We start from the raw sequence: 23407 nt of genomic DNA, 5'->3' as shown, positions 1-23407 counted from the left end.
AAATTTAATTAAAGACCCCAATCGTCCTCATCAAAATCTTCAAGCTGCAACCATAGCGGCTCTGCCATTTCCGCTGAAATAGGTCTGTGGTTGTAGCCTTTAATCGACTTGTAATTCACAACAACAACATCATTGTAATTAGTTAGCATTTTGATGACTTCGTTTGGGTGAATTGGCGATATCTTCTCTTGATTTATGGATGAATATCCGCTATATCGGTTCTTCACAATATAGAACTTTCCATCTGCCCACTGTTCGATCAGAACGCCAGCATGTCCCTTCAAGTCTCTTGCCATATTGCTGATTCCCATGTTGTTCTTCCTTTCATTTTGTATACATTTATTATAGTACTTTCTTCGGCTCCTTGTCAATGTTTTAATAAGAAAAGGAGAGACACTTTATCTCTCCTTAGACGGTTAGCCTTTCTATTGATTTCGCATAACAACTCCGACAAAGAACCTTATATGTTTGCTCTGCACCAATCATTACCGTCTGCCCCTCTGATTGCAACACACCGTCTATGAATCGAGCATTCATTAGCCCTTCATTAGAACATTCAGTGCATTCAGATCGAATACGCTCTACAACGTCAGCTAGTTCTACAAGCCTTTTACTACCTTCAAATAGTTCGCGTTTGAAGTCTGTCATTAACCCATATGCCTGTACAGTTACGCCAAGCTTGTCAACAATCGCAGATAGTTCCTCGATCTGTTTGGCAGTCAGGAATTGAACCTCATCAATGAAAACCATTCTCGGCATGAATGTCTCTGTCATATTGAACATCACACCATCCATATCAGGAGCAATAAGACTCGCTGGAATCTTTGTTTCGATTGCTCTGGATGTTATGTAGCCATAATCTCTAGCATCCAAGGTGGACTTGAAGGTTAAAACACTTTTACCATTAGCTTTATGACCATACCAGTCCATGATAAGGTTTGCAGATTTGCTGGCATTCATGGAGCCATACCTAAATATCAATTTCGCCATATGTTCGCACCTCATTTTTCTTTATCTCAACATCTATGGCTTTCAAGGTGCGAAGATGCAGAACAGTCTTGTTGCTGTGAAGATCAACAAACGTTATTTCTGCGACATGTTTCCCTTCAATATCAAGCTCGTTAAGTCTCATAACTGTCACCTTACCCTTCTAAAACAATTACATCCAATCCATCAACACAGTAAACATACCCGTTGCTGTCTTCTGCCAAGTCCTTCTCGAAGACCTCTAAGGCAATATCGCCTTCTTTACAGTACATAGGAGTCCATATATAGAAGGAGTCGCCACCTTTTAATTGTTTAAAACCTTTTAAACTTGTATAAACGAATGCTCTACCAGTCTTCGCGTCAACAGCATCAAGAACATCGTATATTGAACATCTTCTCATAGGCTCACCATTTCTCTAGCTCTGTCTAAGCCTTGTCTTGCAAGCTTATCGCATTGTTCGTTATAAAATATTTTTGAATGTCCCTTAACTTTATTGAAGTGTATTCGCAAGAAATTATCCTCTATAATTTGCAATAATTCTTTCCATAATTCAGGACTATCTACAGGCTTCTTTCCTTTTGTATTCCAGTCATGGGTTCTCCAATGATCATACCAACGATCATTCATACAATTCACAAGATATGCTGAATCAGAAAAAACTTGAATAGGTATGTTATAAGCGCTTGGCTTTATACGCTTTAGTCCATAAATAATCGCTTTAATTTCCTCTTTTTGGTTAGTAGTATTTGTAAATCCATCCCAACCTGTAAGCATCTTATTTCTGTCACCATATTCTGTCTTAATATCTACACCCTCAAATTCACCGAACAAGAGAGTATATCCATACCCACCAAGACCTTTTTCTTTTCCATTATTCACGCTTGAGCCATCGCCCCAAAGATGAATCTCTTTCGCCATTTGTTATTCCTCCAAATACCATTTACCATCAACCGCTTCTGCAATGAAAATAATGTCTCCCAGGCTTTCATAGGTTATAAGCTGACTATCATATTCACAACTTACCTTTCTGCCTACACGAAGATAGGTGAGCGCTCGATCAAAGCTAATCTGTTTACGCTCCAATCTCCAAGTTGCTCTCAATACTGTTGGTGAAAGCGGTAAGGGAAGACCAATGTGTTTGGAAGACATTGCATCCTTCACTACGACAATTCCATCATTAGTTCTTTTTATGACAATATCTGTTACAGGCTCCAACATCTCAGCCTGTTGACCAATATCCAACTTGTCTAGCAATTCAGCAGTAGCAAATGTTTTCATTTTTATTTATCTCCTTTTGGAAAGTACTTTCTTTGGTTCTCTGACACTTCATGATCATCAAGCTTTTTCAAAAGCTTATTTACTTCTTTGACAATATACTTATTTGCCTTTACTTCATCTTCATCGAACGAACTCACGAGAACACGCATCATTTTATCCATGTTTTCTTCTGTAAATCCAGTCGCTTCGATAACAGATTCACCATTCTTGCTAACGGAAATCATTATCATCAAAGAGTATAGATTGAGTATTTCTTTTTTCGCCATTTGTTTACTCATTCTTTTATCTCCTAACTGTAGTATCTATCCATTCGTCTTTGTACGTCACTTCTTCCGCTCCCTCTTCTTGCAAAGGGATTTGTTTCTTTCTCTCGCTTAGTGTTCTGACTGAGCTTAATGCCATTTACAACTAGCTTTTCTGGTTTGCCAAATTCAGCATGTATAGCCGCCTTTGATTTGCCATGAGTATCAACGCAATGTATGTTAGTGATAAACTCGGCAACATGAGAGCAATCGGGATGTGAGCATTGATACATCTTAAACTTCAATCCCTTCGATAAACTCTTCCATCAGTGAAACATACATATTCAAGAAAGGCATCTTAGACTCTCCTGCATTGTATCCAACAGACAGATCAACAAATACCTTTTCATGTTCAACGTCAGGAATGTCGCTACGCTTCATCAACTGTTCCATTTCATTAACCAACAGCGTATTGTCTATGGTCTTAACTATTTTATAGTCATCCTCTGTAGGACTCGGAAGTCCAGCTACTCCCCAAACGACTGCCATGATTCGATCTTCAACCTCTTTGTACTGTGGAATATTCTGTTTCACAGGTCGTGCCAAGTCGTTCACAACTGCTTCGCTTCCATCATGTAGAAGACAATATAATTGGATCAGTGTGGAGTATCCAAGCTTACGCGCTACCCTTGCACATTGGATTGAATGTTCTCCTACACAGTAAAAGCGATCACCATGTCCAGTGAATCGACACAAGTTTGATAGAGCATGAGCGATATCAATCATCGTAATGTCTTCTGCTCTTGGATCGAGTACATAAAATCTTCGACCAGAGTTTACTTGAATATAATCGCCTACACGCTCTTGCTGATATGTTGTCATTAATTCTTTTCATCCTTTATAAAGAAGATTTTTTTTAGTACATCCTCGCCATCTAAGTCGTAGTCATCTATCATCTCTAAAATCCATATGATGACGAAGATTACAAGCGTAAAGAGGACTACAACAAGCTGAATATAGGGTATAATTGATAAGATCAAAAATAACACCCATTTATCTTCAACCAAGTTTCTTGTTAATCCATAAGCATATTTCTCATCGAGATTAAAAATGAGAAATAGCAGGAAGAACACTATTACTGTGGATACTATCCAAAACAAGAAAAACAAAAACATTTACACATCTCCTTTAATCTGCGAATGTATCTCTGAGATAATCGTCTTCTGTAATTGAGTAAACCCCACCCCATTCCGAGGAAGTAAGTTTGACAGCCTTACCATTGCCGAACTTAACCAACACAGGATAACCATCCTCTGGCTCAATCGCAACTTCACAGGCAACCTTGTTGTTCCGTAGGAAATCATGTTCATCAGACCATTTGGGCATTGCTATATAAGCCTGTTCAACAATTTCCCCAAAGATAAATTTCGCTTCTCTGGTAATGTCAATATGTTTCACTTCAATTTCTTTAGTCATTACTTCTACTGTATTCATTTATATCACCTTTCCTTAGTACTTTCTTCGGCTCCTTAATGTAAGGAAACAATAGACTTACACAAATGACGTTTCTTAATTTTTAAATCAAACAGTTTACGACCTTCCATCTTTAATTGATGGTTCTGTTCGGATATGAGTTGCTTGATGCTTCTCTTGCGTCCTCCACCTTTGATCAGTTTCAACATTGTAGTACATTGTTCATTCGCTTCTCTTACCTTCTGTTCAATTGAAAGAATCAGACGAATTTGATCTTCTTCTTTCTGTTCGATCTCACGGAGAAGGTTAAAGTGCATTTCAAGCAATGTGTCACGATCTGCACCCTCTTTGGCGATCTTCATGAATGGTTTGTAAGAAACTTTTTGAAACTTGTTGACTGTTACTACTGTCTTCAAGTCAGGAGACAGGAAGAATGCTGTTTGTCGATAAGCATACAAGACATTGATACGACCATCGTAGGACAACACTGTGCCAATTCGAACAGCGTGTTTCAACATATCTTTCGCCAGCTTTGTTGCTGTAGCAAGATTAGAAATATCAAAGTGTTCTTCCATTCGCGCAAAAGCGTGGGCTGACAACTTTACTGCTTTTACATACAAATTGGTTTTCACTCGTTCGTGCTTAATCATTTCTATCATCTCGCGAATATGTATATTAAATTGTTTCTCATATTCGCCTATCGGTTTTGCATAACGCCGCTCTCTCGTTTTGCCCAACTTAGTTGCCCCCTTCCATTCATTTAACTTATGTATTCATTATAGTACTTTCTTCGGTTCCTTGTCAACGGTTGTTAGGATAATTTTAAATAAAAAACAGGGGATTACTCCCCTGTTAGACGGTCTTCCTATATATAACTGTACTGAATGCATATTCATTCCGATCATCGGCAGAAACCCATCCTTCTTCACCTAATGGATGACCTATAGGCTCCCATTTTGTCCAGTCTACCTCTGGAAAGTGTGCATCAACGTCATCGAAAGATGCCAGTATATGACTCACGATAAGCTTGTTGCAGTATGGCAGAAACGACTCGTATACCTGTTCTCCACCTATAATGAACATATCTTTATCGTTGTTCAGATTGCTATGAAAGCTTAACACTTCGCTCACTGAATGCATGACTCTACATCCAAGGCATTTAGGAATAGGAAAGTTTTTATCTTTGGTCAGGATTATATTGATCCTGTTCGGCAAAGGTCTGCCAATACTCCGATATGTGTTCCTTCCCATGACAACAATGTGTCCCTCGGTCACTGATCGAAAGTATTCCATGTCGTCTTTTAGAGTGCAAAGTAGTTTGTTGTCCTTGCCAATTGCATTATTTTCGTCCATTGCTGTTATTGCGATTACTTCCTTCATATCTATTCTCCTTATAGTTTAAACTCTTTGAGAATCATAATTAAGTAATAAATAATATATGGGAGCCAAATGACCGTCAGTACAACGTTCCACAACCATAATGGCATTGGAATCCACTCTTTGAGCTTGTATCCACCATTATCAGCAGGAACAAATCGCATTGGTGGTAAGATGTTACCATAACCTTTAATAATGAATAGAAACCAAAAACCAATTATCAGATACGCAATGCATCCTATCCACGTCATATAATCACACTCCTAACTCAAATTTCAATTGTGGTTCGACTGGCTCATAGTCAATCAGTTCGAAGTGCTTCGCGCTAATATCATAGAAGTTAGTCCCATCAGGAACGTTAAGCTGCAAAATTGGGTTTTTCTTTGAAGCATCTCTCCAAAGAATCTCTCCTGCCTGTTCGATATGACGATCATATATATGAAGGTTCTGAACAAAATGAGCAAATGTCCCTACTTCATAGCCACAGTGTTTAGCAATCATCATCTGAAACGCTACATATTGCATTTTGTTAATGTGACCAGCTACCAGATAGTCTGAGCTACGTTGAATAAGTGTCATGTCCAAATACATGTAACCATTTTTTCTTCGAACAGAGAAAATTGTTTGGAACGCACAAGGTAGCAATCCTTCTGATTCGTTAAAGTCGTCTTCTTGCCAAAGAGATATAATATGTCTTCGACCAAACGGGTCATTAAGAAGACCTTTCAGAAGGTTGTTCATCAAATCATATTTCCTGACTGTTGCTCCATATCTTTGACCAATTGTGCCATCACCAATATTCCATGGTCGCCACCATTTAATCCCATACTCCCCTTCTAATCTGGACAGGTCGGAAGACTGATCTTGATAAATCCATTGAACCTCTTTGATCCCATTTTTGATCGGAATAGGTCTAAGTGTTGTGATAGGAAATTCGTTATCAGTTAGATCGTACTTTTCAAATACCTGTGTAATGTAGATTGTATGAGCAGGAGTTCCATCTTCATACTTTGGTCTTGGGTTTACATCCTCACTACCATATTCAAGAATCAAGTCCAGATTGGTTAGGAAATATCTATCAGATTTATTCATTTTCGTTTCACTACTTTCGGATGTGGTGTGTGATCTTTGGTTTCTTCAAGGATCGCAGGAGGAATGCTGTATGGATACACGCCCTGCACAAGCGACACGAAAACAAAAAAGTAGAATGCAAACACTGATAATCTTCTTTTAGTCACTTTTTTCATGTAAAACCTCCTAGTAGAAAAGCCCACCTTTCTATAGTGGGCTTTATCGAAATTAATGTATTACTTCTTTTCAGTTACGACAGCATTAGCACCTTGGATAGTGACCCATCCCCACTTCATACGTGCTTCCATCTCCATTTTTTTCAGAAGTTCAGGAGTGATGGATTGCTGCATTAGACGATTGGCTTCTGCTGTACCTTTTGCTTCTGCAATAGCTGCTTGTGCTTTACCCTCTGCTTCAATCTTTTGTTTTTCGGCAACTTCTTTAGCTTTTTGCTTCTCAACTTTTAGCGCTTCAAGTTGCTGTTGAGCGTCTACAACTGCTTGAATTGCTTTAGCTGTACTTTGGTCAGGAGTTGGCGTACCAAGAACAAAGTCAGTAACAGTGAAACCTTGCTTTTTCATGTCCTCAGTAAATTCTTTAGAAATCTCAATTTTGATCTGTTCGCGGTTTTGGAAGATTTCGAGAATTGTATATTTAGATGTTACAGATAGCGCAGCTTCCTTGATTCGAGAAAGGATAAAGGATTGTTCGATATCCTCTGGTTTTGCACCCTTAAATTTGTTGAAAATATCAACAACTTCGGTAGGGTCATTCATATAGTTGAATGTCATACCCATTGTGAGGGGTTTACCATCTTTTGTAGCGAGTTGAACATCTTTATATTCAACTGTTTCTAGAGCTACAGGATATTGAGTAACCTTCTTCATTGGAGATATCAAGTGCATACCTTGTGGCAATGTTTGGTTTTCTACACCACCATTTCGGTTGTAAATAACACCTACATGTCCTTGATCAATGGTAGTTAAAGACATAAGCGTGAAAATTCCACCGATAATCACTGCCGCTCCAACCCCTGCGATACCTACGATACGTTTACTCATTTATACATTCTCCTTTTCGTCTTCGAAGATTTTTTCAATGAATTTAGTTGTTTTATCCTGAACCTTCTTGTGCGCTCCACCAGCGATCAGCAAAATGAAAAAAGCTACTGCTACAAGCCAGAACATAATGTAGAACATTAAGCTTCACTCCTACTTGCATTTTTCTTGTCAAACTTGACCTTCTTCTGTTCGACCTCGAACTCTGCACTCTTTCGGCGTTGAACCTTGCCCACTGCGAATGTCGAATTGCTATCAATACCTTCGCCATCACATGCTTCACAAATGTCTTGATTTAGAGCTCCTGAACCCTTGCAAACTCCACAAATCTTCATGTTGTCTCATCCTCCTGTGGTTGATCATCAAGCTGTACTTGAGGATATAAACCTGTTACATCTGTTAGTTTCTTGAACAAAGTCAAGTGGTCGTACTCAGCCTTAGAAAAGTCGATTCCTTGTTCTTTTAGCTCTGTCTCCATTGTTTCAATGTCCAGCAATGCAAGTGCGATAGTTAGAGTGTTGATCTCCGCTTGTGTAAACCTTGCATCAATTCGACTTCTTGATTTGACTGTGATTCTTGCCATATTAAATCTCTCCCTTTACTTGGTAAACTGCGACAGTCCTGTTAGTTACGCTACAAGATCGTTTACCAGTGACTTCGACTAACATTAGTTCGACAAGTTCATTCAATCGTGGATGAACATTGTTTCTGTCAGGCATTACGAAGAATCCCTTATCCCACATACTTAGAGCTAATTCACTAGCTGTCACACCATCTGGATGTAGCATCAGCTCATTTAATACTTGGGTTTGCCTTTCCCCCAATGTCTTCTTGGTGATGCGATACGAGTTTCGTTTTGTTCCCCTCGTAATTGTCATTCGTTGTTTCACCTCATAAGCATAATTTAAGGGGAGCGAACTCCCCGTTAGTACTTTCTTTAGCTCCTTAACGCTATTTACCAGAAGACCCTACTTTGCCTTTACCGCGAACAGAAGGGATTGCTTGAAGTGATTCAAGGGGAATCTCTTTCACATACGCGTCGATAACTGGAAGGAGAAGAAGTTGAGCAATTGCTTTCGCATAAGGATACACGATGTTTTTTTCTGCATCGAACAGCTCAGGGTTCTTTGCGATTACCAGAGTTTTGTCGTTCTCATTCGTCATTCCAATGAAGATTTCACCGCGATATCCAGAGTCAACAACCCCTGCTCGCAATCCCATTCCTTTGCTACCAGTAGAACCACGCTCTTTAGCGACAAGAGTATATTCTTTTGTCACACTAGACGCAATGCCAGTTGGAACAAGCTTTGTTTCATGAGGTGCAAATGTAAGGAACTCATTCTCAAAGTTTGCATAGATATCGTATCCAGCATTCTCTTCGATCTTCGATGGAATAATCGCATCCTCAGCTACCTTTGCAAAAAGAATAGTCGGTTTCTTTTGCTTCACATAGCCCTTCTCTTTCACCTTAAACTGAGCCTTCTTGTTCTTATCAATTTCCCAAAGGTTTACTTTGATAACATCGCTGGTGTACTCTTCCCCTCTTGGGTCAATCAAATGAACGATAGCTTCATAAATATTTAACTTTGGATCAATTTTCAGTTCCTTAATTACTCCAAGCTTGCTTTCAGGTTTCACCCAAACTGTTTCTTCAACCTTATAGTATCGCTTTGCTGTGTTTTGTGTTGACATTTACATTCCTCCAGTTAATAGTACTTTCTTCGGCTCCTTGAATGATTCTTTATCACGACCGCCTTATATTTAATATCTTATCATTGTTTTTACATCTAGTCAATACTTTCTTCGGTTCCTATAGATATCTTTTTTCTCGGTTCAGACAACTTCAATAACCTCTCACCATACTGACTTAAATCAGCAAATACAGGACACTCTCTACAGGCTTGAATTAACCCTGTAGCGTCTTTCAGGTTGTTGAAATGAGCGCGTGTTGGGCAACCTTCACAAGCTTTCTCTATGGTGTCTATTTCCGACAACAACCGCAGTCTTTCCTTGCGAATCTCTGCCTTCATCAATGTAGACTAGGCTCCGTCTTGTCATCTCTGATGCGTAAAAATACAGGGAATCTCAGCGAGATACCGCCATCCTGATTTGTCGATTCCTCGAAATATTGAATTTCAGCTATCTTATTTACAAGACTCAATTCCTTGATATTTTTAGTGTTCCACAGCATGTTTCGTTCGGGATCGGTGAATCCAGAACCAACTCTAACTTCGTACCCTTTGTAATCTACGATGATAGCGCCTAGAGTACCTTTATACTTACCACTACCCTCTTCAAGTCCAAGGACTTTCAGGTCAACTGTGTGCATCTCTTTAACCTTTAATAACACATCAGATCGTTTGGTTACATAGTGTCCTTTGGCTGTATTAATCATCAGACCTTCATGACCCAATGAGACAACTTCTGCTAGGATATCACTGATAACAGTCTTATCTTCACCCACGTAAAGGATCGGCAGATAATGTACATGTTCATGGCTTGTACTGAATATCCCACTATCCAATTCTGATCTACGTTGCTCATATGTCAGCTTAGACTTTCCTTCCATAAACTCATCAATTGGAAGTCCATCAAATACATGGAACTCTAAGTCCTTCTTGACTCCATCCTTCCGAACAACTTTCTGCGTTGCTCGGAACAGAGTATCACTTGGCAGTCCAAGAGGATTTTTCAGAAGCAATTCTCCATCGTAAACGAAGTTGTCAGGGAAGTTGCGTGTAATCTCATCCTCAATATCAACCAGATCGTCAATAGGTTGACCTTGACGAGTGAAGAACTGAACTACACCATTCTTCTTAATCGCAACACATCGGATTCCATCAAGTTTTAACGTAATGTAGAAGCGACCTTTTAGCTTATGACCATGATCTTTGTACGCTTTAGCAAGCAATACATCGAACTCAGGGATTGTTCCCTTGCCATATACCTTGTTGATCGTACTGGCAGTGATGCCACACTTGTAATCCTTCGTGAACATATCTTGGAGGAAATCATGAACTTCACCTGTGCGACTATTAATGAAGTTAGCAATCGCCTTAACATCTTCATCTCGACCTGTATTATTCTTAACGATGAAGTTAATAGCTTCAAAAACATTAAAAAATTGAATGTGATGAGCGTTATAATCAGAGAACTTCTGTAACTTCTTTGCTTTAATTCCTGTCAGGACGAATGGATTGTAGAGAAACTCCAAAATTTTACGAAAATCTTGATTATCAACATTTGCTTTTAGAATAGCTTCCTTGCCTGTTCTGCTTGATGTTTCTTTAATCTCCCTAAATATTTCCATCACAGTCTGCATATAACTCCCCCAATACTTTCTTTGTCACTTATAATAATTTAAAAAGCGTCTTATTTCTTTTCCATCCACTTTTACTGTTTCAAAGAAAATGTCTCTTGGTCTGAGCCAGAAACGACCAACCATATCTAAATAAAGAACCAAGTTTGTATCCTCTTCATCTAGCACATGGAATCTACCATCAATCAGCGATACAGCAATCTTTCTCCCTGTTTCTGTGTGGATAGCGCTTAAATAGTTGTGTGTCCACTCTCTTTCCAAACCTGTTCCTTCGTAGAGCGAAGTCAACCCTAAAGTGTAATAAATACCACCCTTATAGTGTCTATAGAACATAAGAAATCACTCCTATCGAATCAACTCCACCAGATCATTAAACACTCCAAGTACATCAGTTAATCCATATGCATGTCCACGCTCCCACGAAATGCTGTACAGAAGGTCAAACTTAGGATGATCTTGCAGTCCGTAAACTTCCTTCAAGTCGTTATAGAATTTGCTCGTTCCATCTCGATACAAGTATTTTCCTATCTCAATATAAGCATAAATCTTTGCATATTCACTCATTGCTTCCAGCTCCATTCTTCAAACTCTTCTTTCAAATAAGGGAGACTTTCGTCATGAATCACTAAAGCATGTTTCTTGCCAGCGCTCAATCCGATACTTTTCTTGCTATCATCAAATACATAAGTAGTTTCTGGAACTTTTTTGCTTGTACATTTGTGAATGTATTTAGGTAGATAATCTCGTTGCTTTAACTTGTGATTCACATACCATTTGATAAATAAAACTTCTGATAAATCCGTAACTTCTAAAAAGTATTCTTGATCAACAATTCGTTCCTTACCATCCCTGATAACATCTTCAAGCCATCCAGACATAGCTAAAGCCATTTCTTTCTTCTTTTTAGTAATAGCTTCTTCTATGTTCTCCTTCATTTCCTGCAAATCTTCAATAGTTAGATTGTCACCTTTAATCTTCAATACTACTCCCATGTTTAACACTCCTTAATATGTTTTGAATACAAAATACTCTCGCTCACACTTCGAACACTTCATCTTTCCACGTTTTGCTTCAACTAAATCCTCATCAGGACAACCGCCAAACATATGCAATATGAAGTTAATCAGCTTCATTTCCTACCTCCACTACAAATGGACACTCATCAGGAACAGGAGAATTATCGTACCAATCAAGATACCCATAAACATCCTTGTCCAACTTAGTACATTTGATTGCTCGAACATCATCCCAAGAATCCAAAGTCCATACCTTCCTTACTTCTGCATATGGACACTTATCACAGTTGGTCACTTTCACTGGCACTTGTATACTCATTTGACAACCTCCTAGATATGCAACTTATACATATCTCCCTCTTCATTGAATGGGAGAATATCGAAAGAGAAATCATGATCTGAAACGTTAGGAGAACTTTCTACGATCATAGTGTAGTTTAATGAGATTTCAGCTTTTGGAACTTCATACATAAACTCAACATCTCTACCAGTTTCTTGACTTCTAATAACACCTTTGCCAATCAGTTTACAGGGTTTTGTTGTGTTATGATTAAATACAATTGTAGTATCGTATTTTTCACGAGAACTTTCCGATTCATAATCACTAACAAATTTGTCTTCAGCTTTACCCATAAATTTAAGAAGGTCTAAGTCAAGCAAAGCATCTTTTACAAATACAGTGTGCTTGCCTAGATAGCTTTCTTTGAGAGAATCCAAATGTGCAACTTTATTTCCCAGCTCATCATAAATAGTTAAATCAATTATTTCTCGCTGACCATACTTCATGATAACAACCTCTCTTCTTTCATCTTGTCGAGATATTCCTTTCTCAACTTTGATTTCTTCACTTGTTTTCTCGCTTCTGAATTAGTTACATTTCGGCTTTGAGTGCATTTTGGACAATATATTTCAACCATTGCACTTGACATTCCTTCATCAAGGTTGACCCACTCATGATCACAAATAGGTTTAGGTTGAGCTTTCTTTTTCTTCCAGAACATCATGCCAATGTCTCAGTGACAACCTCATTCACCAGCTTGTTGTCAGCCTTTCCTTTTACTAATGGCATCAGGTTTTTCATAACCAAACCTTTATTTGGCACTTGTCCATTTGAAGTTATTTCAGAAATTACAAGTTGAACTTGAATGTCAATCTCTTCTTTGCTCATTTGTTGTGGCAAGAACCTGTCCACCAAAAAGATAGAGTCAACCAGTTCCGCTTCCCTACTGAACTTCCCTGCATTTGCAAAGGCATCAGCTTCCTCACGAACTTGCTTCTTGAACGTTTGAAGCACTTGAACAGCTTCTTCTTCTGTCAGATCACGCAATGCATCCTTTTCTTTTTTCTGAATGCGATCAATAAGCAGTCTGATCGTAGCTAGTGTGCCTTTATTCTTGTTACGCATTGCTTCTTTCATTTCATCTGTCAGGCGTTGCTTGATTGTCATTGTGTTTATCCCCTTTTATTTAGTAATAATTAACAGTTTCCTACCTCTCTTTTCTCGAAATAGTAAACTGTGTTTCTTGTCACTACAATCAATTCGTCTCCATTGTCTTCAATGCTGAATACAGATGAGGTGTAGATATTCATTGAATTGATATCGTCATTCGGTTTTGTTGGGATTAAGACCATTGATCGCCCCAAATATGGATTGAAGTGTGCGGCATACTCGCATTTCACGACTAAATCATAGTCCATGTTTTGTTCAGGCAAAGCAGTCTTCGGTGTAACTCGATCAAGCTCGGTGACCTTAGTCACTATATATCTTGTATCCATGCTCAACAGTCATCTCCTTAATATCTAATTACTCGAAGTGCATTTGGCGGTATCGGCATTGCATTATGTGGGAAGACCCCGATTGTTTTTCCAATTTCACTGTGATAAACATCAACCTTCATTCCATACTCTTTCGCTTGTTGTTCTTGTAATTGTAGAAGATATTCATTGGTTACTTGTGTTTGTGCCATTGTTTAATTCCCCTCTAATACTGTAAATTCAAATTCATCGAAACCATATTCCTGAATGAGATGAGATATCACAATGAATCCATCGCCAATTTCGGGGATCATAATCATGCCAAAGTAAGCATCTAAGAAGTGTCCATAGAATGTAGCTCCATTTCGATTTGTCATTGCGAATTTAAGAGAATCAAATCCATGATCTTTTGCGTATTCTTGAATCTCGTAGATGTTCATTTATTTATCTCCTTCAATGATTTTATTGCTGCTTTTCGAATATCTTCTGTAAACTCTCTTCCATTTTGGAAGAATCTCCATCCACCAATTTGTCTATCACCAATCCATGCTTCAAGTCTGTACGCGTACATGTATGGCTCATCAAATGATGATAAAGCAATAGCATGTTCTGCAATTAGATTTTCATCTGTTCCAGACGCTATCTCTCTTTCATAGTCACCTAAGCTGTACTTGAACAATTTGTAATGTGGCATTTTTATCCTCCAAAATCTAAATGGAATCGCAGTTTTATTTAGTCTTAAAGTAGGCTATGAACGACATTTTCACTGTGTTTTCCTACCCATCTCGTCACTTTTGCGATATATACACGAAATTCATCAGAATCTAGCTCTGCAAGGAGTTTAACCTGTTGTTCGCATACTTCTACCGCTTCTTCCTCATCTTTGCATTCAATTACAGATGGATAATAGTTACCTTTTACTACAACAATCCATTTCAATTTTTACCAACCCTCTTCACTCTAAATAAAATTTTTGTTTCTTTGGAGAGTAGAATTAGCTCTCCAAAGATATTAACTAAGTACTTTCTTCGGTTCCTTAATTATACTTCAACATAGAATCCGTATTCGTCTTGACCCTGTACAAAGTGATTATAGTCATCAGCCAGAATGTTGTACGTCAGCAGTCCTACAGTCCCTTCATCCAGAACCACAATCCCGATCACCAATTCTGTTTCCAGACTTTCGCGAAGCAGATCAGCCAGAAGTTTGTTAGCTACAGCGTATGCATCATAATCAATCATTCGCAGGAAAGCCAATTCCACAACAGCTTGCACCAATTCTACATCCTGAACTACTACTACCTCTTCATTTGCGTATACTTTAGTCATTTAACATTCTCCATTCATAAATTTATTTTTTTTTTTTTTTAATTTAGACTATTATGTCGTCTTAAAATCTTCCACTTTGATTTATAAGTCTGACCATCGAAGTGTGGATGATTGGGTCTTGTACATCTAAAGACTCTTCTTCTGAAATCCACTTACAGTAAGCATTTGCTTCATTCTTCGTGCCATCCCCAATTGCTTCACCTTGCTCTTCATCAGTCAGATCGACTGCAAACAGATTCATCGTTGTTGTGTTGAGCTTCGATGTTCTAGCAGTTCCTAAATGAATTAATTGCGAAGGATGAATTGAGTAACCAGCTTCTTCAAGAAGTTCACGAACCGCTGTTTCTTCAATGGCTTCCCCTTCTTTGTCACAACCACCCTTAATAGTACCCATCACAGGAACATCAGCCACTTCACATCGAACCAACAATTCGATTTCGTCGCAATCAAGACGATATGGAAGAATCGAAATTGCTTGACCATTGATTAGCCATGGCTCACGAATGTAGATATATGTACCATCTTCATCCGATGTTCGTTTCATCAACTCCACCCATGGAGTCTTGTACAATGATTCGTGTGTTGTTGTCATGTGTTACCCTCCGATTTCCTTGACTTTTCCTTCTAATTCAGTAATTTCATTGTAAATAAATGGGATATGATTCACTACTTCTGAGTATTCACGCTGTAGATCAGCAATTTGAACACTCAATTTTTGTGCCTTCCCTTCCATCTCTTCACCTTTCTTTTTGTTTCGTGCAATCAGTGCTTTTGTTTTCGCAATCTCGATGCCTTTTTCTAAATTATATTTATCTTTATACGTTGGATTAGATATACCAACACTTCCATCTTCCAGTGTGACAGTTGTTCTCTTCCCTTCAAGCATGACAGTGATTTTCTCTGAATGCTCAATATGTTTAATCTCACTTAAATAAAAATACCACCCATGTCCATATTTGACCTTTCCATTGAGATCGTGTCCATGAATATCATGTTCGTTGAAGCAAACACCAATTTCCTGATTGTTACAACGTAAATCCTTGACTACACCTTTCATACCTATTTTGATGTAGTCATTATACGTATTCCTAATTACCTCTACTTCGTCGCCAATCTTTAACTGTCTCTTCGTCATCGTCTTTTCCCACCTCAAAAAGTTTTTGTCTCAAAGTTTCAAAGTAACTATGAAGCTTCTGATTAGCAAACTTCGACCACAGAGTAAAGTTGTTCCATGCGAGATAGCTTCTCATTGTTGTCCCACTGATTAGAATGTCTGCTCGATCAAGCTTAATCTGTGCAATTCCTTCAATGTCTTTTGGGTCAAACCAGTCTTCACGTTCTTCGTCATTGCCATAGAACATCGCGTCAAGTGGTTCTTTTATATCGCATATTTCAGCCCAATCATTCACCTCGTTTAACAAGTACCTACCCCAATCATGTGAATGATCGTTTTCATTGGTTAGGTCTGCAATGTGTGCAATGTAAACGTTTGGATTATCACCATAAATCTCTTTAAGCATAAGGATTCTAGTAAATGCATCAAATGGATTCCTGAACGTTTTAGACTCTTGCGATGAACCCACTAGGATTAGTAAGTTCTCGCACTGAGCTAAAGCTGTATTAATTAGATGTTCGTGTCCTGCATGTAGCATCTGGAATCGACCAATAACAAATCCAAACTTATACTTTCTTAGGTTCATTGACATAGTTACACCCGATTTCTGTATCGTCTTTGGAACTCGCCAATCTCTGTACGAACTTCATCGCTGAGATAGATATTTGCTTGCTCTGTGTTTGCCGAAAGAGCTGTCGCCTGAACAGACAACCAATGTTCATCGGAATATTGCTTCATGATCGGCGTATCAGCTACAGCATCATGGAAGTAGATCGTCTCGTAGAGTTTTCCTTCTTTGACACTATTCTCTTTGCCTACAACTAAATCACCATATTCATTGCGATAAAGTTCAACAACCCCAGGAATACTACGTTTGATTGGATTCTCAGAGAATTTCATGCGATCTTTACCATTAGAGTAAGCTGTTTTCATTGCCCATCCAAGCGTATCTCGATTTGCATAGTTGTAGAATCCTCCACCAACTCCATATGATACGAAGTTCAATGGAACGCCATGTTGCTCAAAATAAGCATCTGCCTTTTTCACATTTTCAAAGTCCATGCTTTCACCAATGATAGCAGTAACATTCGTGATCGGAATGAAGTGACGAGAAATGTTCTTGTATGCAATCACAACCTGTTCCCATGTGTCGCCACTGTCTGGACGAATTACCATATGAACTCCAAGCGATGCGGCGTATTTAGCCAATGGAATTAAGTATTCATCAAGGAAACGATATGCATCATATGTGTCAATTACGATTGCTACGATCTTCTCCCCTACATCTGCTGTTGCCTTGATCACATGTCTATAACCCTCATACTCATTGTCAAATTGCTGTGTTACCTTGTGTGCAGTAGCTGCGATACTTACGAGATTCGCACTTGGAGTGTGAAATGCTGTGTGGAAGTCGTCTGTACCATACAAGAATAAATTCCACGAAATCCCTGCCCAATATGCGTCTTCAAGGCTGCGATGACCTCGAAATCCAAAGCTGTGCAAACGAAGCATAAAACTGTCATCATAACCATATTGACGCTTCTTTTGTTCCAGATAACGCCGCATACGAAGTGCTTGTGTAGCAGCGGTTGATGGGAAATAAGCGTGCATCAATTCGCCCTCGAACCATGTAACCATTTCACCAAAACCCTTAACTGTGTTACGAATTTGAGCGAAAGGTGTTCCTACAGGGCAGTACGTACCTTCTGGTAGAGCTTGTATCTCCAAGGGAATATAACCACCACATTCCTTGACTACTCGCTCCCAAAGTTTTCTAGGGAATGTAATTCCCATACGATTTGCATGAAATTCAGCTTCGTCAATCATTGACATGTTGATTCGTGTCTCCAAGATGTTGTTAATAATTTCAAGAAGTCCGAACAGAATCATTGACTTGGAACGATTGTACATATGGGATATTTCCCAATCTGTATTAACCTTCAAGTTTTGGTGCGACAAGTTGTATGCGTCAGTCAACATAATTGGGTTACTGCGTAATTGTTTGAGCATCTTCATTTCCTCCCAAAGTACTTTCTTTAGTTCCTTGAAAATTTTCCTTAATCATATTGTATATAATTAAATCAATGTGCTGTTTTAATTCTTCATTGGGCTTTTGACTATAGTATGCTTGGTCAAACTTTTCGAATTGACTCATCTTTTGACGAATCAACATTTGGAACGTTACTTTTGGGTATTCTCCATTTTTGATTTCAAGCATTCTTTCTCTAAGGTTTTCATCGTAAGTCATTGCCCATTCGAAATCCTCGAAGTCTGTATATGCAAATCGAGTAATAAAATCGAGAACCCTGTAAGCATGTAATGCTTCTTTGGTATTATAGCCATACTTCTCAATCAAGTGTGCTGTTCCTTCTGTTGGGTTATCCAGACGCTTCATCTTTTCGAAGTGCATTCCTCTACATGCATTGTATAAGTAAGGTAGATTCATTCTCACTATATCTTTCCGCAGATTGTATATTTCTTTAATGTTTTTATCATAGATGTGATTTTCTTTCGAGTAGAGGACTTCAAGGAAGTTGATGTTTGCTTTCCAGAACAGAGCAACCATTTTCCTAATGTCATGCACATCGAAATCGAACTCTAATCCAACATCTGCCTTCGAGTACATTTTACCTCTGTAAAGATCATCGAACGTTGGCATGGTGAATATCTTGTAGTCTTTGTCTGACTCTGGCGTTGCAAGATTGTAGTTATGTGAGCCAACCAGTGCCTTCACAAGTATACTTCTCTCAATTATCATATTTACTCTCCTTGCCGATGACTACGAGAGTATCTAATTGGCGGTATCAAAGGCTCTCGTCTAATTACAACCCTATTAATGAAATCAAACTCTGACATTACAACTAAGCCTTCAAGTTCGTGACGCAACTTATGTGAAGCGTAACTCTTGTCGATGTTATGCGCTTCATCATCTTCCATTCCACAAGCTACTGCGATCATTTGTTCACCTCTTTGTTTTGTTCTTCCTTACATTTATTATTATAGTACTTTCTTCGGCTCCTTGTCAACAACTTATTATTATCTCCCTAAAAAGAAAGAAAACGAGATTACCGTCTACTCTAAACAAAAAATAGGAAAGGACAATTGTCCTTTCCTATTCGCTAGATGCCATAAAGCCATCGTTTGTTTCCTTAATGACTCCAAGATCAATCCCATGCTTATATCTTGCTTCTACCATTTTCATAAGTTCTCCATCTAACAAACCATACTTTTCTATCAGTAGGTTCTTACCAATTGGCATAGTTTGCGTCATATTAACATATGACTCTTTCCCTGTAATGTGTTTTGGCAAATGAACAAACCACTCATGATTTCCACTCACCAAATCAGGATACCAACGCGCTTCTCTATGTTTATCTTTAATAGAGAAAATCCTTGCCACTATTATTTCAGGCATATAGTCGTTTTTGCACACGCTGTCCCTCGATAGAACGACTACTTTTCTTCTTTTTAAAGTGCTAACAACATTATGAGTGCTTGATGTTGAATCATCACCGATGATGCTCGTAAGGTGTCCTTTTGTAATTCCTGTATGTAATGGTGATTCTTCCTCTTCCTCACTTTTCGGGTAAGGCACAAAAAATTGAAGCGGACGGTTCGATACAAATGGAACCCACGCTTCAAATATCATTTGCTTCTCTATGTCTTTCCATCGCTCTTTATCAGAATAGGTGAACGGATTAAAAAAATTCATATCCTTCATGGCGTTGTTCCTTTCAGATCAGTCATCTTCCTCATCATCATACATAGCTTCAATGCTTGAAAGTTGGTACTCTTCGCTTTGAAGATGAAATGGTTTTATCATTTCTACATACTCTTGTATTGTTTTTTTTGTTGCATGTAAACCATTTCTTTCCTTGAACAATAATACATTACCTCTTTTGATAGTCAAAGTACTCATTATACGCCCTCCCCGCTTTTTCAAAAATTCACCCCATAATGTTTATTATGAGATAATTTATGATTGGCTGATGAGTAATATTCTCTTGCAGAGCCTAGTTTCACATGTTATACGTCATATGATACGTGAAACAACAAAGCGCGGTATAAGTCCTGTATACTTGTGCTTGGCTCTTTGCACAAGTATACAGGACTTATACTCCGAAATCAAGTGCTTTGGCTACATTTTTTCCAGCATCAGGAATATAAAGCCCCATAAATTACCTTCATTCTTTACATTATGGGTGTAGTTAAGAATTTTATACTGCCTTTATGAGTGTTTAACCCGTTCTCTTTCTTCCGCACGTTTGGCTGAGTTCCATTTATCCATACTACCAACAAGATATCCTGTAATCCTACGAATGCGTTCAATCTTTTTACTTTCGCACTTAGGACATTCTTCATTAATGATACCTTGATGTTTGCAGTCCAAACAGCGATCTACGGGATGATTTATACTTCCGTATCCAATTCCATTCTCCTTCATTGCACGAACAATTGCATCTAACGCTTTTACATTGTTGGAAGCATTGCCATCAAGCTCAATGTAGGTGATATGTCCAGCATTAGTTAGATTATGAAATGGAGCTTCTTTTTTAATTTTATTAAATGCACCGATCTTATAGTACACAGGGATGTGAAAACCATTTGTGAAATACTCTCTGTCTGTAACACCTTGTATGACTCCATGCTTTTCTCTTGTGGTTTTAAGTGCTTTACCAGCAAACGATTCAGCGGGGGTAGCAAGTGTTGTTACATTCATATTGTATTTTCGTGTAGCAACATCTGTTTTATCTCGAATAAATTTAATGATACTATACCCAAGTTCCCAAGCTTCTTCGCTCTCCCCATGATGCTCTCCAATAAGTGCAACAAGTGCTTCTGCCAAGCCTACGAATCCAACAGATAATGTTCCTTGCTTGAGAATGTCACCTAGCTTATCGTTTGAATCTAGTTCCTCTCCATTAGACCAGATTCCTTGACTATATAGGAACTTAAAGTTAGCAACACTCTTACTAGCCTGATATAAATAGCGGTCAAATAACTGTTTAATACTAATATCAACATATTTATTTAGCTTAAAAAAGAAGTCATCAATATCTCTTGACTCAATAGCTAATAGAGGAAGATTGATAGATGTAAATGAAAGGTTCCCTCTTCCGACAGGGGTTTCGTCTCCATTAACATTGCTAATAGTTCTTGTTCTACAGCCCATCGTAGCAATCTCGCTTTCTGGTGTTCCATTGTAATATTGAAGGTTAAAAGGCGCATCAATAAAAACATAGTTTGGGAATAAACGTTTGGATGTAGTTTCAAGTGATAGCTGATACAAATCGTAATTAGGATCGTCAGGATTGAAATTAACTCCATCTTTAACCTTGAATACAGTGATCGGGAAGATCGGTGTTTCTCCATCGCCCAACCCTGCCTGTGTTGCAAGCAAGAGATTTTTTGTAATCATGCGTCCTTCTTTTGAGGTATCTGTTCCAAGGTTAATTGATATAAATGGAGTTTGAGAACCGCCCCTACTATGCATAGAATTACTATTATGAACAAATGCTTCACAGGCTTGATATACTTGCTTATCAGTCAGATTCCAAGCCTTTTCTTCTATATCATTAACCAATCCGATAGACTTCAACATCTCTAAACACTTTTGATATGTTTTCTCTACATATGGAGCCAAGTCATAGTCAAACATCGGAATGGATTGACCACCATGTTGTTGGTTTTGATTTGCTTGTAGAATAATTGAAGTCAATGCCATCGCACTCATAATGTTATTCGGCTCCCTCATATGTCCATGACCAGTATCAAAGCCATTTCTCAGCAGCTTGCCAAGAGGGATTTGACAACATGTTGTAGTTCCTGTTGCATAGAAATCAAGATCGTGTATGTGAATGTAACCTTCAAGATAAGCATTTCTCGCTTCTTCGGATAGAAGCTTTTCAACTGCAAATGTTTTTGCAGATGTTGATGCAAACAGTGACATCATCCCCATTGGACTCATACCATCTGTATTTGCATTTTCTTGAATTAAATCTTTGTTGTTACTACTCACGATTTCATCAAATTTCTCCATCAAACTTTTCTCTGTGACCATTTTCACATTCCCCTTCCAGAATATTGTGGCTATGTCTCCATAGCCACAAAGTTTTAACCACGCAATTCGAATAATCTCTTAATCCCTTCGTGATTCATACCAGAAACACGATCTACTTCATTGCCTTCATCGTCCAACAGGATGAGAGTTGGAGTGCTACGAACTCCAAAACTTGTAGCTAACTCAAACGCTTTATCATCAACTACGATATCCATCGTTTCATCTACCTTCAATCCTAAGTGACTCAGAAACCCATCCACCATACGACACGGTTGGCAAGTTGGCTGTACAAACTTAACAATCTTCATAAATTATCATCCTCCGATTTTTCAAGCATTTTAAACACATGAGCGAATGTAGTATCAGTGATAGGTGCAACTTTACCTTTTTGATATCCATTCCCCTTATTACTAAAGAAGTCAAACGTTTTGGTTTGTGTACTAAGACCATTAAGTACAATTGGATTCACATCATTCTCTTCATAGAAGGCTTCTCTACCAAGGTTCATCAAGGCATTATTAGCATTGAAGCGAAGAAATGATTTAACATCAGCATCAAGGTTAATGTCAGCGTAAATCTCTTCTGTATATAAATCTTCATTCGCCATCAGTTCTCTTAGAAGTGCATAGACTTCAAATTCTATTTCATTTTGCTCTTCAATAGAGAGATTGTTATAAACCTCTTGTGCGAGTAGCCCAACATACAAGCCATGCACCGCTTCGTCTCGAATAATTAGGTTAATAATCTCTCCACTGGCTACCATCTTGCCTTGACCAGCTAGATACAGTGGATAGAAAAATCCGCTATAAAATAAGAAGGATTCAAGGAAAACACTCGCAACCATAGCCATATACAATTTTTTAGGAGAGTCAATGTTTCTGTAGTATCCATCAATAATGTTCAACTTCTTCTGTAGGTACTTATTCTCAGATACCCACTCAAAAACTTCATTAATTTGTTCGCTCGAATCTAGTGTAGTAAATATTGTGCTGTACGACTTAGCGTGAATACCTTCCATCATAGACATAAATGAAAGAACAGTCTTACGTTGCAAACCATCAACGTGATCCAAAATTTGCGGCATACCAACACCATTCTGTTCGGTGTCCAGCAAAGTCAGACCACCTAAAACTTTGCGATACGTTTCCCTTTCTGCGTCTGAAAGTTTGCCCCACGCCTTGATATCCTTACTTGGAACGAACTCAGTATCAATCCAAAATTGCTTCAAGTTCTGCTCGTAAAACGTTAGGGTAAAGTCATCCTCTGGTGTATTCCAGTTTACAGCTTGGAATGTAGTCATATTTTTAAACCTCTCCTTATTTTAAGT

General features: G+C 38.4%; 43 protein-coding genes. All 43 read right to left on the bottom strand.

Annotation, left to right across the window (positions count from 1 at the left end; genetic code table 11):
- Positions 1-8 precede the first annotated feature (8 nt).
- The 43 genes from BN1546_RS26675 to nrdF all read right to left on the bottom strand — a co-directional run bounded on the left by BN1546_RS26675 (position 9) and on the right by nrdF (position 23380).
- A complete protein-coding gene (locus tag BN1546_RS26675) occupies positions 9-311 on the bottom strand; it encodes a hypothetical protein (RefSeq protein ID WP_090739414.1) in 303 nt (100 codons plus the stop codon).
- Positions 312-408: 97 nt separating this feature from the next.
- Entirely contained in the window at positions 409-990 is a 582-nt protein-coding gene (locus BN1546_RS26670) for a thymidine kinase (RefSeq protein WP_090739413.1), read from the bottom strand.
- On the bottom strand, positions 971-1132 hold the full coding sequence (locus tag BN1546_RS27560) for a hypothetical protein (RefSeq protein ID WP_176702393.1): 162 nt from the start codon (positions 1130-1132) through the stop codon (positions 971-973). The genes BN1546_RS26670 and BN1546_RS27560 overlap by 20 nt, the downstream gene beginning before the upstream one ends.
- Before the next feature lie 10 nt (positions 1133-1142).
- A complete protein-coding gene (locus BN1546_RS26665) occupies positions 1143-1388 on the bottom strand; it encodes a hypothetical protein (protein ID WP_090739412.1) in 246 nt (81 codons plus the stop codon).
- On the bottom strand, positions 1385-1906 hold the full coding sequence (locus BN1546_RS26660; RefSeq protein WP_090739411.1) for a ribonuclease H family protein: 522 nt from the start codon (positions 1904-1906) through the stop codon (positions 1385-1387). Before BN1546_RS26660 ends, BN1546_RS26665 begins: the two co-directional genes overlap by 4 nt.
- Before the next feature lie 3 nt (positions 1907-1909).
- A complete protein-coding gene (locus BN1546_RS26655) occupies positions 1910-2266 on the bottom strand; it encodes a hypothetical protein (protein WP_090739410.1) in 357 nt (118 codons plus the stop codon).
- A gap of 2 nt (positions 2267-2268) precedes the next feature.
- Positions 2269-2544: a hypothetical protein gene (locus BN1546_RS26650; protein ID WP_090739409.1), complete on the bottom strand. Its 276-nt coding sequence runs from the start codon at positions 2542-2544 to the stop codon at positions 2269-2271.
- A gap of 258 nt (positions 2545-2802) precedes the next feature.
- Entirely contained in the window at positions 2803-3390 is a 588-nt protein-coding gene (locus BN1546_RS26640) for a hypothetical protein (RefSeq protein WP_090739407.1), read from the bottom strand.
- Positions 3391-3696: 306 nt separating this feature from the next.
- Positions 3697-4002, bottom strand: coding sequence for a hypothetical protein (locus tag BN1546_RS26630; protein ID WP_090739405.1), 306 nt, complete (start codon positions 4000-4002; stop codon positions 3697-3699).
- Positions 4003-4037: 35 nt separating this feature from the next.
- On the bottom strand, positions 4038-4718 hold the full coding sequence (locus tag BN1546_RS26625; protein WP_090739404.1) for a hypothetical protein: 681 nt from the start codon (positions 4716-4718) through the stop codon (positions 4038-4040).
- 115 nt (positions 4719-4833) lie between these two features.
- Positions 4834-5361: a dihydrofolate reductase gene (locus tag BN1546_RS26620; protein WP_090739403.1), complete on the bottom strand. Its 528-nt coding sequence runs from the start codon at positions 5359-5361 to the stop codon at positions 4834-4836.
- Between the two features lie 11 nt (positions 5362-5372).
- A complete protein-coding gene (locus BN1546_RS26615; RefSeq protein ID WP_090739402.1) occupies positions 5373-5609 on the bottom strand; it encodes a hypothetical protein in 237 nt (78 codons plus the stop codon).
- 4 nt (positions 5610-5613) lie between these two features.
- The gene (locus BN1546_RS26610) at positions 5614-6450 is read right to left on the bottom strand and encodes a thymidylate synthase (RefSeq protein ID WP_090739401.1); all 837 of its coding nucleotides are present in this window, start codon (positions 6448-6450) and stop codon (positions 5614-5616) included.
- Positions 6447-6605 (bottom strand): hypothetical protein, encoded by a 159-nt coding sequence (locus BN1546_RS27555; protein ID WP_176702392.1) that lies wholly within the window; start codon positions 6603-6605, stop codon positions 6447-6449. Before BN1546_RS27555 ends, BN1546_RS26610 begins: the two co-directional genes overlap by 4 nt.
- A 60-nt stretch (positions 6606-6665) precedes the next feature.
- Positions 6666-7490: a prohibitin family protein gene (locus BN1546_RS26605; RefSeq protein ID WP_090739400.1), complete on the bottom strand. Its 825-nt coding sequence runs from the start codon at positions 7488-7490 to the stop codon at positions 6666-6668.
- Entirely contained in the window at positions 7491-7628 is a 138-nt protein-coding gene (locus BN1546_RS27550) for a hypothetical protein (RefSeq protein WP_176702391.1), read from the bottom strand.
- The gene (locus BN1546_RS26600) at positions 7628-7822 is read right to left on the bottom strand and encodes a hypothetical protein (RefSeq protein ID WP_090739399.1); all 195 of its coding nucleotides are present in this window, start codon (positions 7820-7822) and stop codon (positions 7628-7630) included. The genes BN1546_RS27550 and BN1546_RS26600 overlap by 1 nt, the downstream gene beginning before the upstream one ends.
- Entirely contained in the window at positions 7819-8070 is a 252-nt protein-coding gene (locus tag BN1546_RS26595) for a hypothetical protein (protein WP_090739398.1), read from the bottom strand. The genes BN1546_RS26600 and BN1546_RS26595 overlap by 4 nt, the downstream gene beginning before the upstream one ends.
- 368 nt (positions 8071-8438) lie before the next feature.
- Positions 8439-9179 carry a dUTP diphosphatase gene (locus BN1546_RS27545; RefSeq protein WP_176702390.1) on the bottom strand — a complete coding sequence of 247 codons (741 nt, stop codon included), beginning with the start codon at positions 9177-9179 and terminating at the stop codon, positions 8439-8441.
- Positions 9180-9274: 95 nt separating this feature from the next.
- Positions 9275-9517 (bottom strand): zinc-finger domain-containing protein, encoded by a 243-nt coding sequence (locus tag BN1546_RS26580; RefSeq protein ID WP_090739396.1) that lies wholly within the window; start codon positions 9515-9517, stop codon positions 9275-9277.
- Positions 9517-10809 (bottom strand): ATP-dependent DNA ligase, encoded by a 1293-nt coding sequence (locus BN1546_RS26575; RefSeq protein WP_090739395.1) that lies wholly within the window; start codon positions 10807-10809, stop codon positions 9517-9519. The genes BN1546_RS26580 and BN1546_RS26575 overlap by 1 nt, the downstream gene beginning before the upstream one ends.
- A gap of 24 nt (positions 10810-10833) precedes the next feature.
- Positions 10834-11139 (bottom strand): DUF1653 domain-containing protein, encoded by a 306-nt coding sequence (locus BN1546_RS26570; RefSeq protein WP_090739394.1) that lies wholly within the window; start codon positions 11137-11139, stop codon positions 10834-10836.
- Positions 11140-11151: 12 nt separating this feature from the next.
- Positions 11152-11370 carry a hypothetical protein gene (locus BN1546_RS26565; RefSeq protein WP_090739527.1) on the bottom strand — a complete coding sequence of 73 codons (219 nt, stop codon included), beginning with the start codon at positions 11368-11370 and terminating at the stop codon, positions 11152-11154.
- Positions 11367-11798: a hypothetical protein gene (locus BN1546_RS26560; protein WP_090739393.1), complete on the bottom strand. Its 432-nt coding sequence runs from the start codon at positions 11796-11798 to the stop codon at positions 11367-11369. Before BN1546_RS26560 ends, BN1546_RS26565 begins: the two co-directional genes overlap by 4 nt.
- 127 nt (positions 11799-11925) lie before the next feature.
- Positions 11926-12141 carry a hypothetical protein gene (locus BN1546_RS26555; RefSeq protein WP_090739392.1) on the bottom strand — a complete coding sequence of 72 codons (216 nt, stop codon included), beginning with the start codon at positions 12139-12141 and terminating at the stop codon, positions 11926-11928.
- Positions 12142-12152: 11 nt separating this feature from the next.
- Positions 12153-12608, bottom strand: a complete 456-nt coding sequence (locus tag BN1546_RS26550; protein ID WP_090739391.1) for a hypothetical protein — start codon at positions 12606-12608, stop codon at positions 12153-12155.
- A 214-nt stretch (positions 12609-12822) separates the two neighbouring features.
- Complete coding sequence (locus tag BN1546_RS26540) at positions 12823-13269, bottom strand: GatB/YqeY domain-containing protein (RefSeq protein WP_090739389.1); 447 nt, start codon at positions 13267-13269, stop codon at positions 12823-12825.
- 29 nt (positions 13270-13298) lie between these two features.
- Positions 13299-13598, bottom strand: a complete 300-nt coding sequence (locus BN1546_RS26535) for a hypothetical protein (protein ID WP_090739388.1) — start codon at positions 13596-13598, stop codon at positions 13299-13301.
- A 17-nt stretch (positions 13599-13615) separates the two neighbouring features.
- The gene (locus BN1546_RS27540; RefSeq protein WP_176702389.1) at positions 13616-13789 is read right to left on the bottom strand and encodes a hypothetical protein; all 174 of its coding nucleotides are present in this window, start codon (positions 13787-13789) and stop codon (positions 13616-13618) included.
- 3 nt (positions 13790-13792) lie between these two features.
- Complete coding sequence (locus BN1546_RS26530; RefSeq protein ID WP_090739387.1) at positions 13793-14017, bottom strand: hypothetical protein; 225 nt, start codon at positions 14015-14017, stop codon at positions 13793-13795.
- Complete coding sequence (locus tag BN1546_RS26525) at positions 14014-14271, bottom strand: hypothetical protein (protein WP_090739386.1); 258 nt, start codon at positions 14269-14271, stop codon at positions 14014-14016. Before BN1546_RS26525 ends, BN1546_RS26530 begins: the two co-directional genes overlap by 4 nt.
- Positions 14272-14315: 44 nt before the next feature.
- Entirely contained in the window at positions 14316-14516 is a 201-nt protein-coding gene (locus tag BN1546_RS26520) for a hypothetical protein (RefSeq protein ID WP_090739385.1), read from the bottom strand.
- 101 nt (positions 14517-14617) lie between these two features.
- On the bottom strand, positions 14618-14905 hold the full coding sequence (locus BN1546_RS26515) for a hypothetical protein (RefSeq protein WP_090739384.1): 288 nt from the start codon (positions 14903-14905) through the stop codon (positions 14618-14620).
- Between the two features lie 61 nt (positions 14906-14966).
- Positions 14967-15497 carry an NUDIX hydrolase gene (locus BN1546_RS26510; protein WP_090739383.1) on the bottom strand — a complete coding sequence of 177 codons (531 nt, stop codon included), beginning with the start codon at positions 15495-15497 and terminating at the stop codon, positions 14967-14969.
- A gap of 3 nt (positions 15498-15500) precedes the next feature.
- A complete protein-coding gene (locus tag BN1546_RS26505) occupies positions 15501-16040 on the bottom strand; it encodes a hypothetical protein (RefSeq protein ID WP_090739382.1) in 540 nt (179 codons plus the stop codon).
- On the bottom strand, positions 15994-16605 hold the full coding sequence (locus tag BN1546_RS26500; RefSeq protein ID WP_090739381.1) for an adenylyltransferase/cytidyltransferase family protein: 612 nt from the start codon (positions 16603-16605) through the stop codon (positions 15994-15996). The genes BN1546_RS26505 and BN1546_RS26500 overlap by 47 nt, the downstream gene beginning before the upstream one ends.
- An 8-nt stretch (positions 16606-16613) precedes the next feature.
- Positions 16614-18029, bottom strand: coding sequence for a nicotinamide phosphoribosyltransferase domain-containing protein (locus BN1546_RS26495; protein WP_090739380.1), 1416 nt, complete (start codon positions 18027-18029; stop codon positions 16614-16616).
- Positions 18007-18777: a DNA polymerase beta superfamily protein gene (locus BN1546_RS26490; protein ID WP_090739379.1), complete on the bottom strand. Its 771-nt coding sequence runs from the start codon at positions 18775-18777 to the stop codon at positions 18007-18009. The genes BN1546_RS26495 and BN1546_RS26490 overlap by 23 nt, the downstream gene beginning before the upstream one ends.
- Before the next feature lie 354 nt (positions 18778-19131).
- Positions 19132-19740, bottom strand: a complete 609-nt coding sequence (locus BN1546_RS26480) for a type II toxin-antitoxin system PemK/MazF family toxin (RefSeq protein WP_090739377.1) — start codon at positions 19738-19740, stop codon at positions 19132-19134.
- Positions 19741-19758: 18 nt separating this feature from the next.
- Positions 19759-19938 (bottom strand): hypothetical protein, encoded by a 180-nt coding sequence (locus tag BN1546_RS26475; protein WP_090739376.1) that lies wholly within the window; start codon positions 19936-19938, stop codon positions 19759-19761.
- A gap of 309 nt (positions 19939-20247) precedes the next feature.
- Positions 20248-22080, bottom strand: coding sequence for an anaerobic ribonucleoside triphosphate reductase (locus BN1546_RS26470; RefSeq protein ID WP_090739375.1), 1833 nt, complete (start codon positions 22078-22080; stop codon positions 20248-20250).
- Between the two features lie 53 nt (positions 22081-22133).
- Positions 22134-22388 (bottom strand): thioredoxin family protein, encoded by a 255-nt coding sequence (locus tag BN1546_RS26465; RefSeq protein WP_090739374.1) that lies wholly within the window; start codon positions 22386-22388, stop codon positions 22134-22136.
- Positions 22385-23380 carry a class 1b ribonucleoside-diphosphate reductase subunit beta gene (gene nrdF, locus BN1546_RS26460; RefSeq protein WP_090739373.1) on the bottom strand — a complete coding sequence of 332 codons (996 nt, stop codon included), beginning with the start codon at positions 23378-23380 and terminating at the stop codon, positions 22385-22387. Before nrdF ends, BN1546_RS26465 begins: the two co-directional genes overlap by 4 nt.
- Positions 23381-23407: the final 27 nt, after the last annotated feature.

The sequence above is a fragment of the Paenibacillus sp. Mc5Re-14 genome (assembly GCF_001049835.1).
Classification (GTDB): domain Bacteria; phylum Bacillota; class Bacilli; order Paenibacillales; family Paenibacillaceae; genus Paenibacillus; species Paenibacillus polymyxa_C.
Note: the sequence above shows the minus strand (reverse complement) of the source record. Positions and strands in the feature narration are given on the sequence as shown.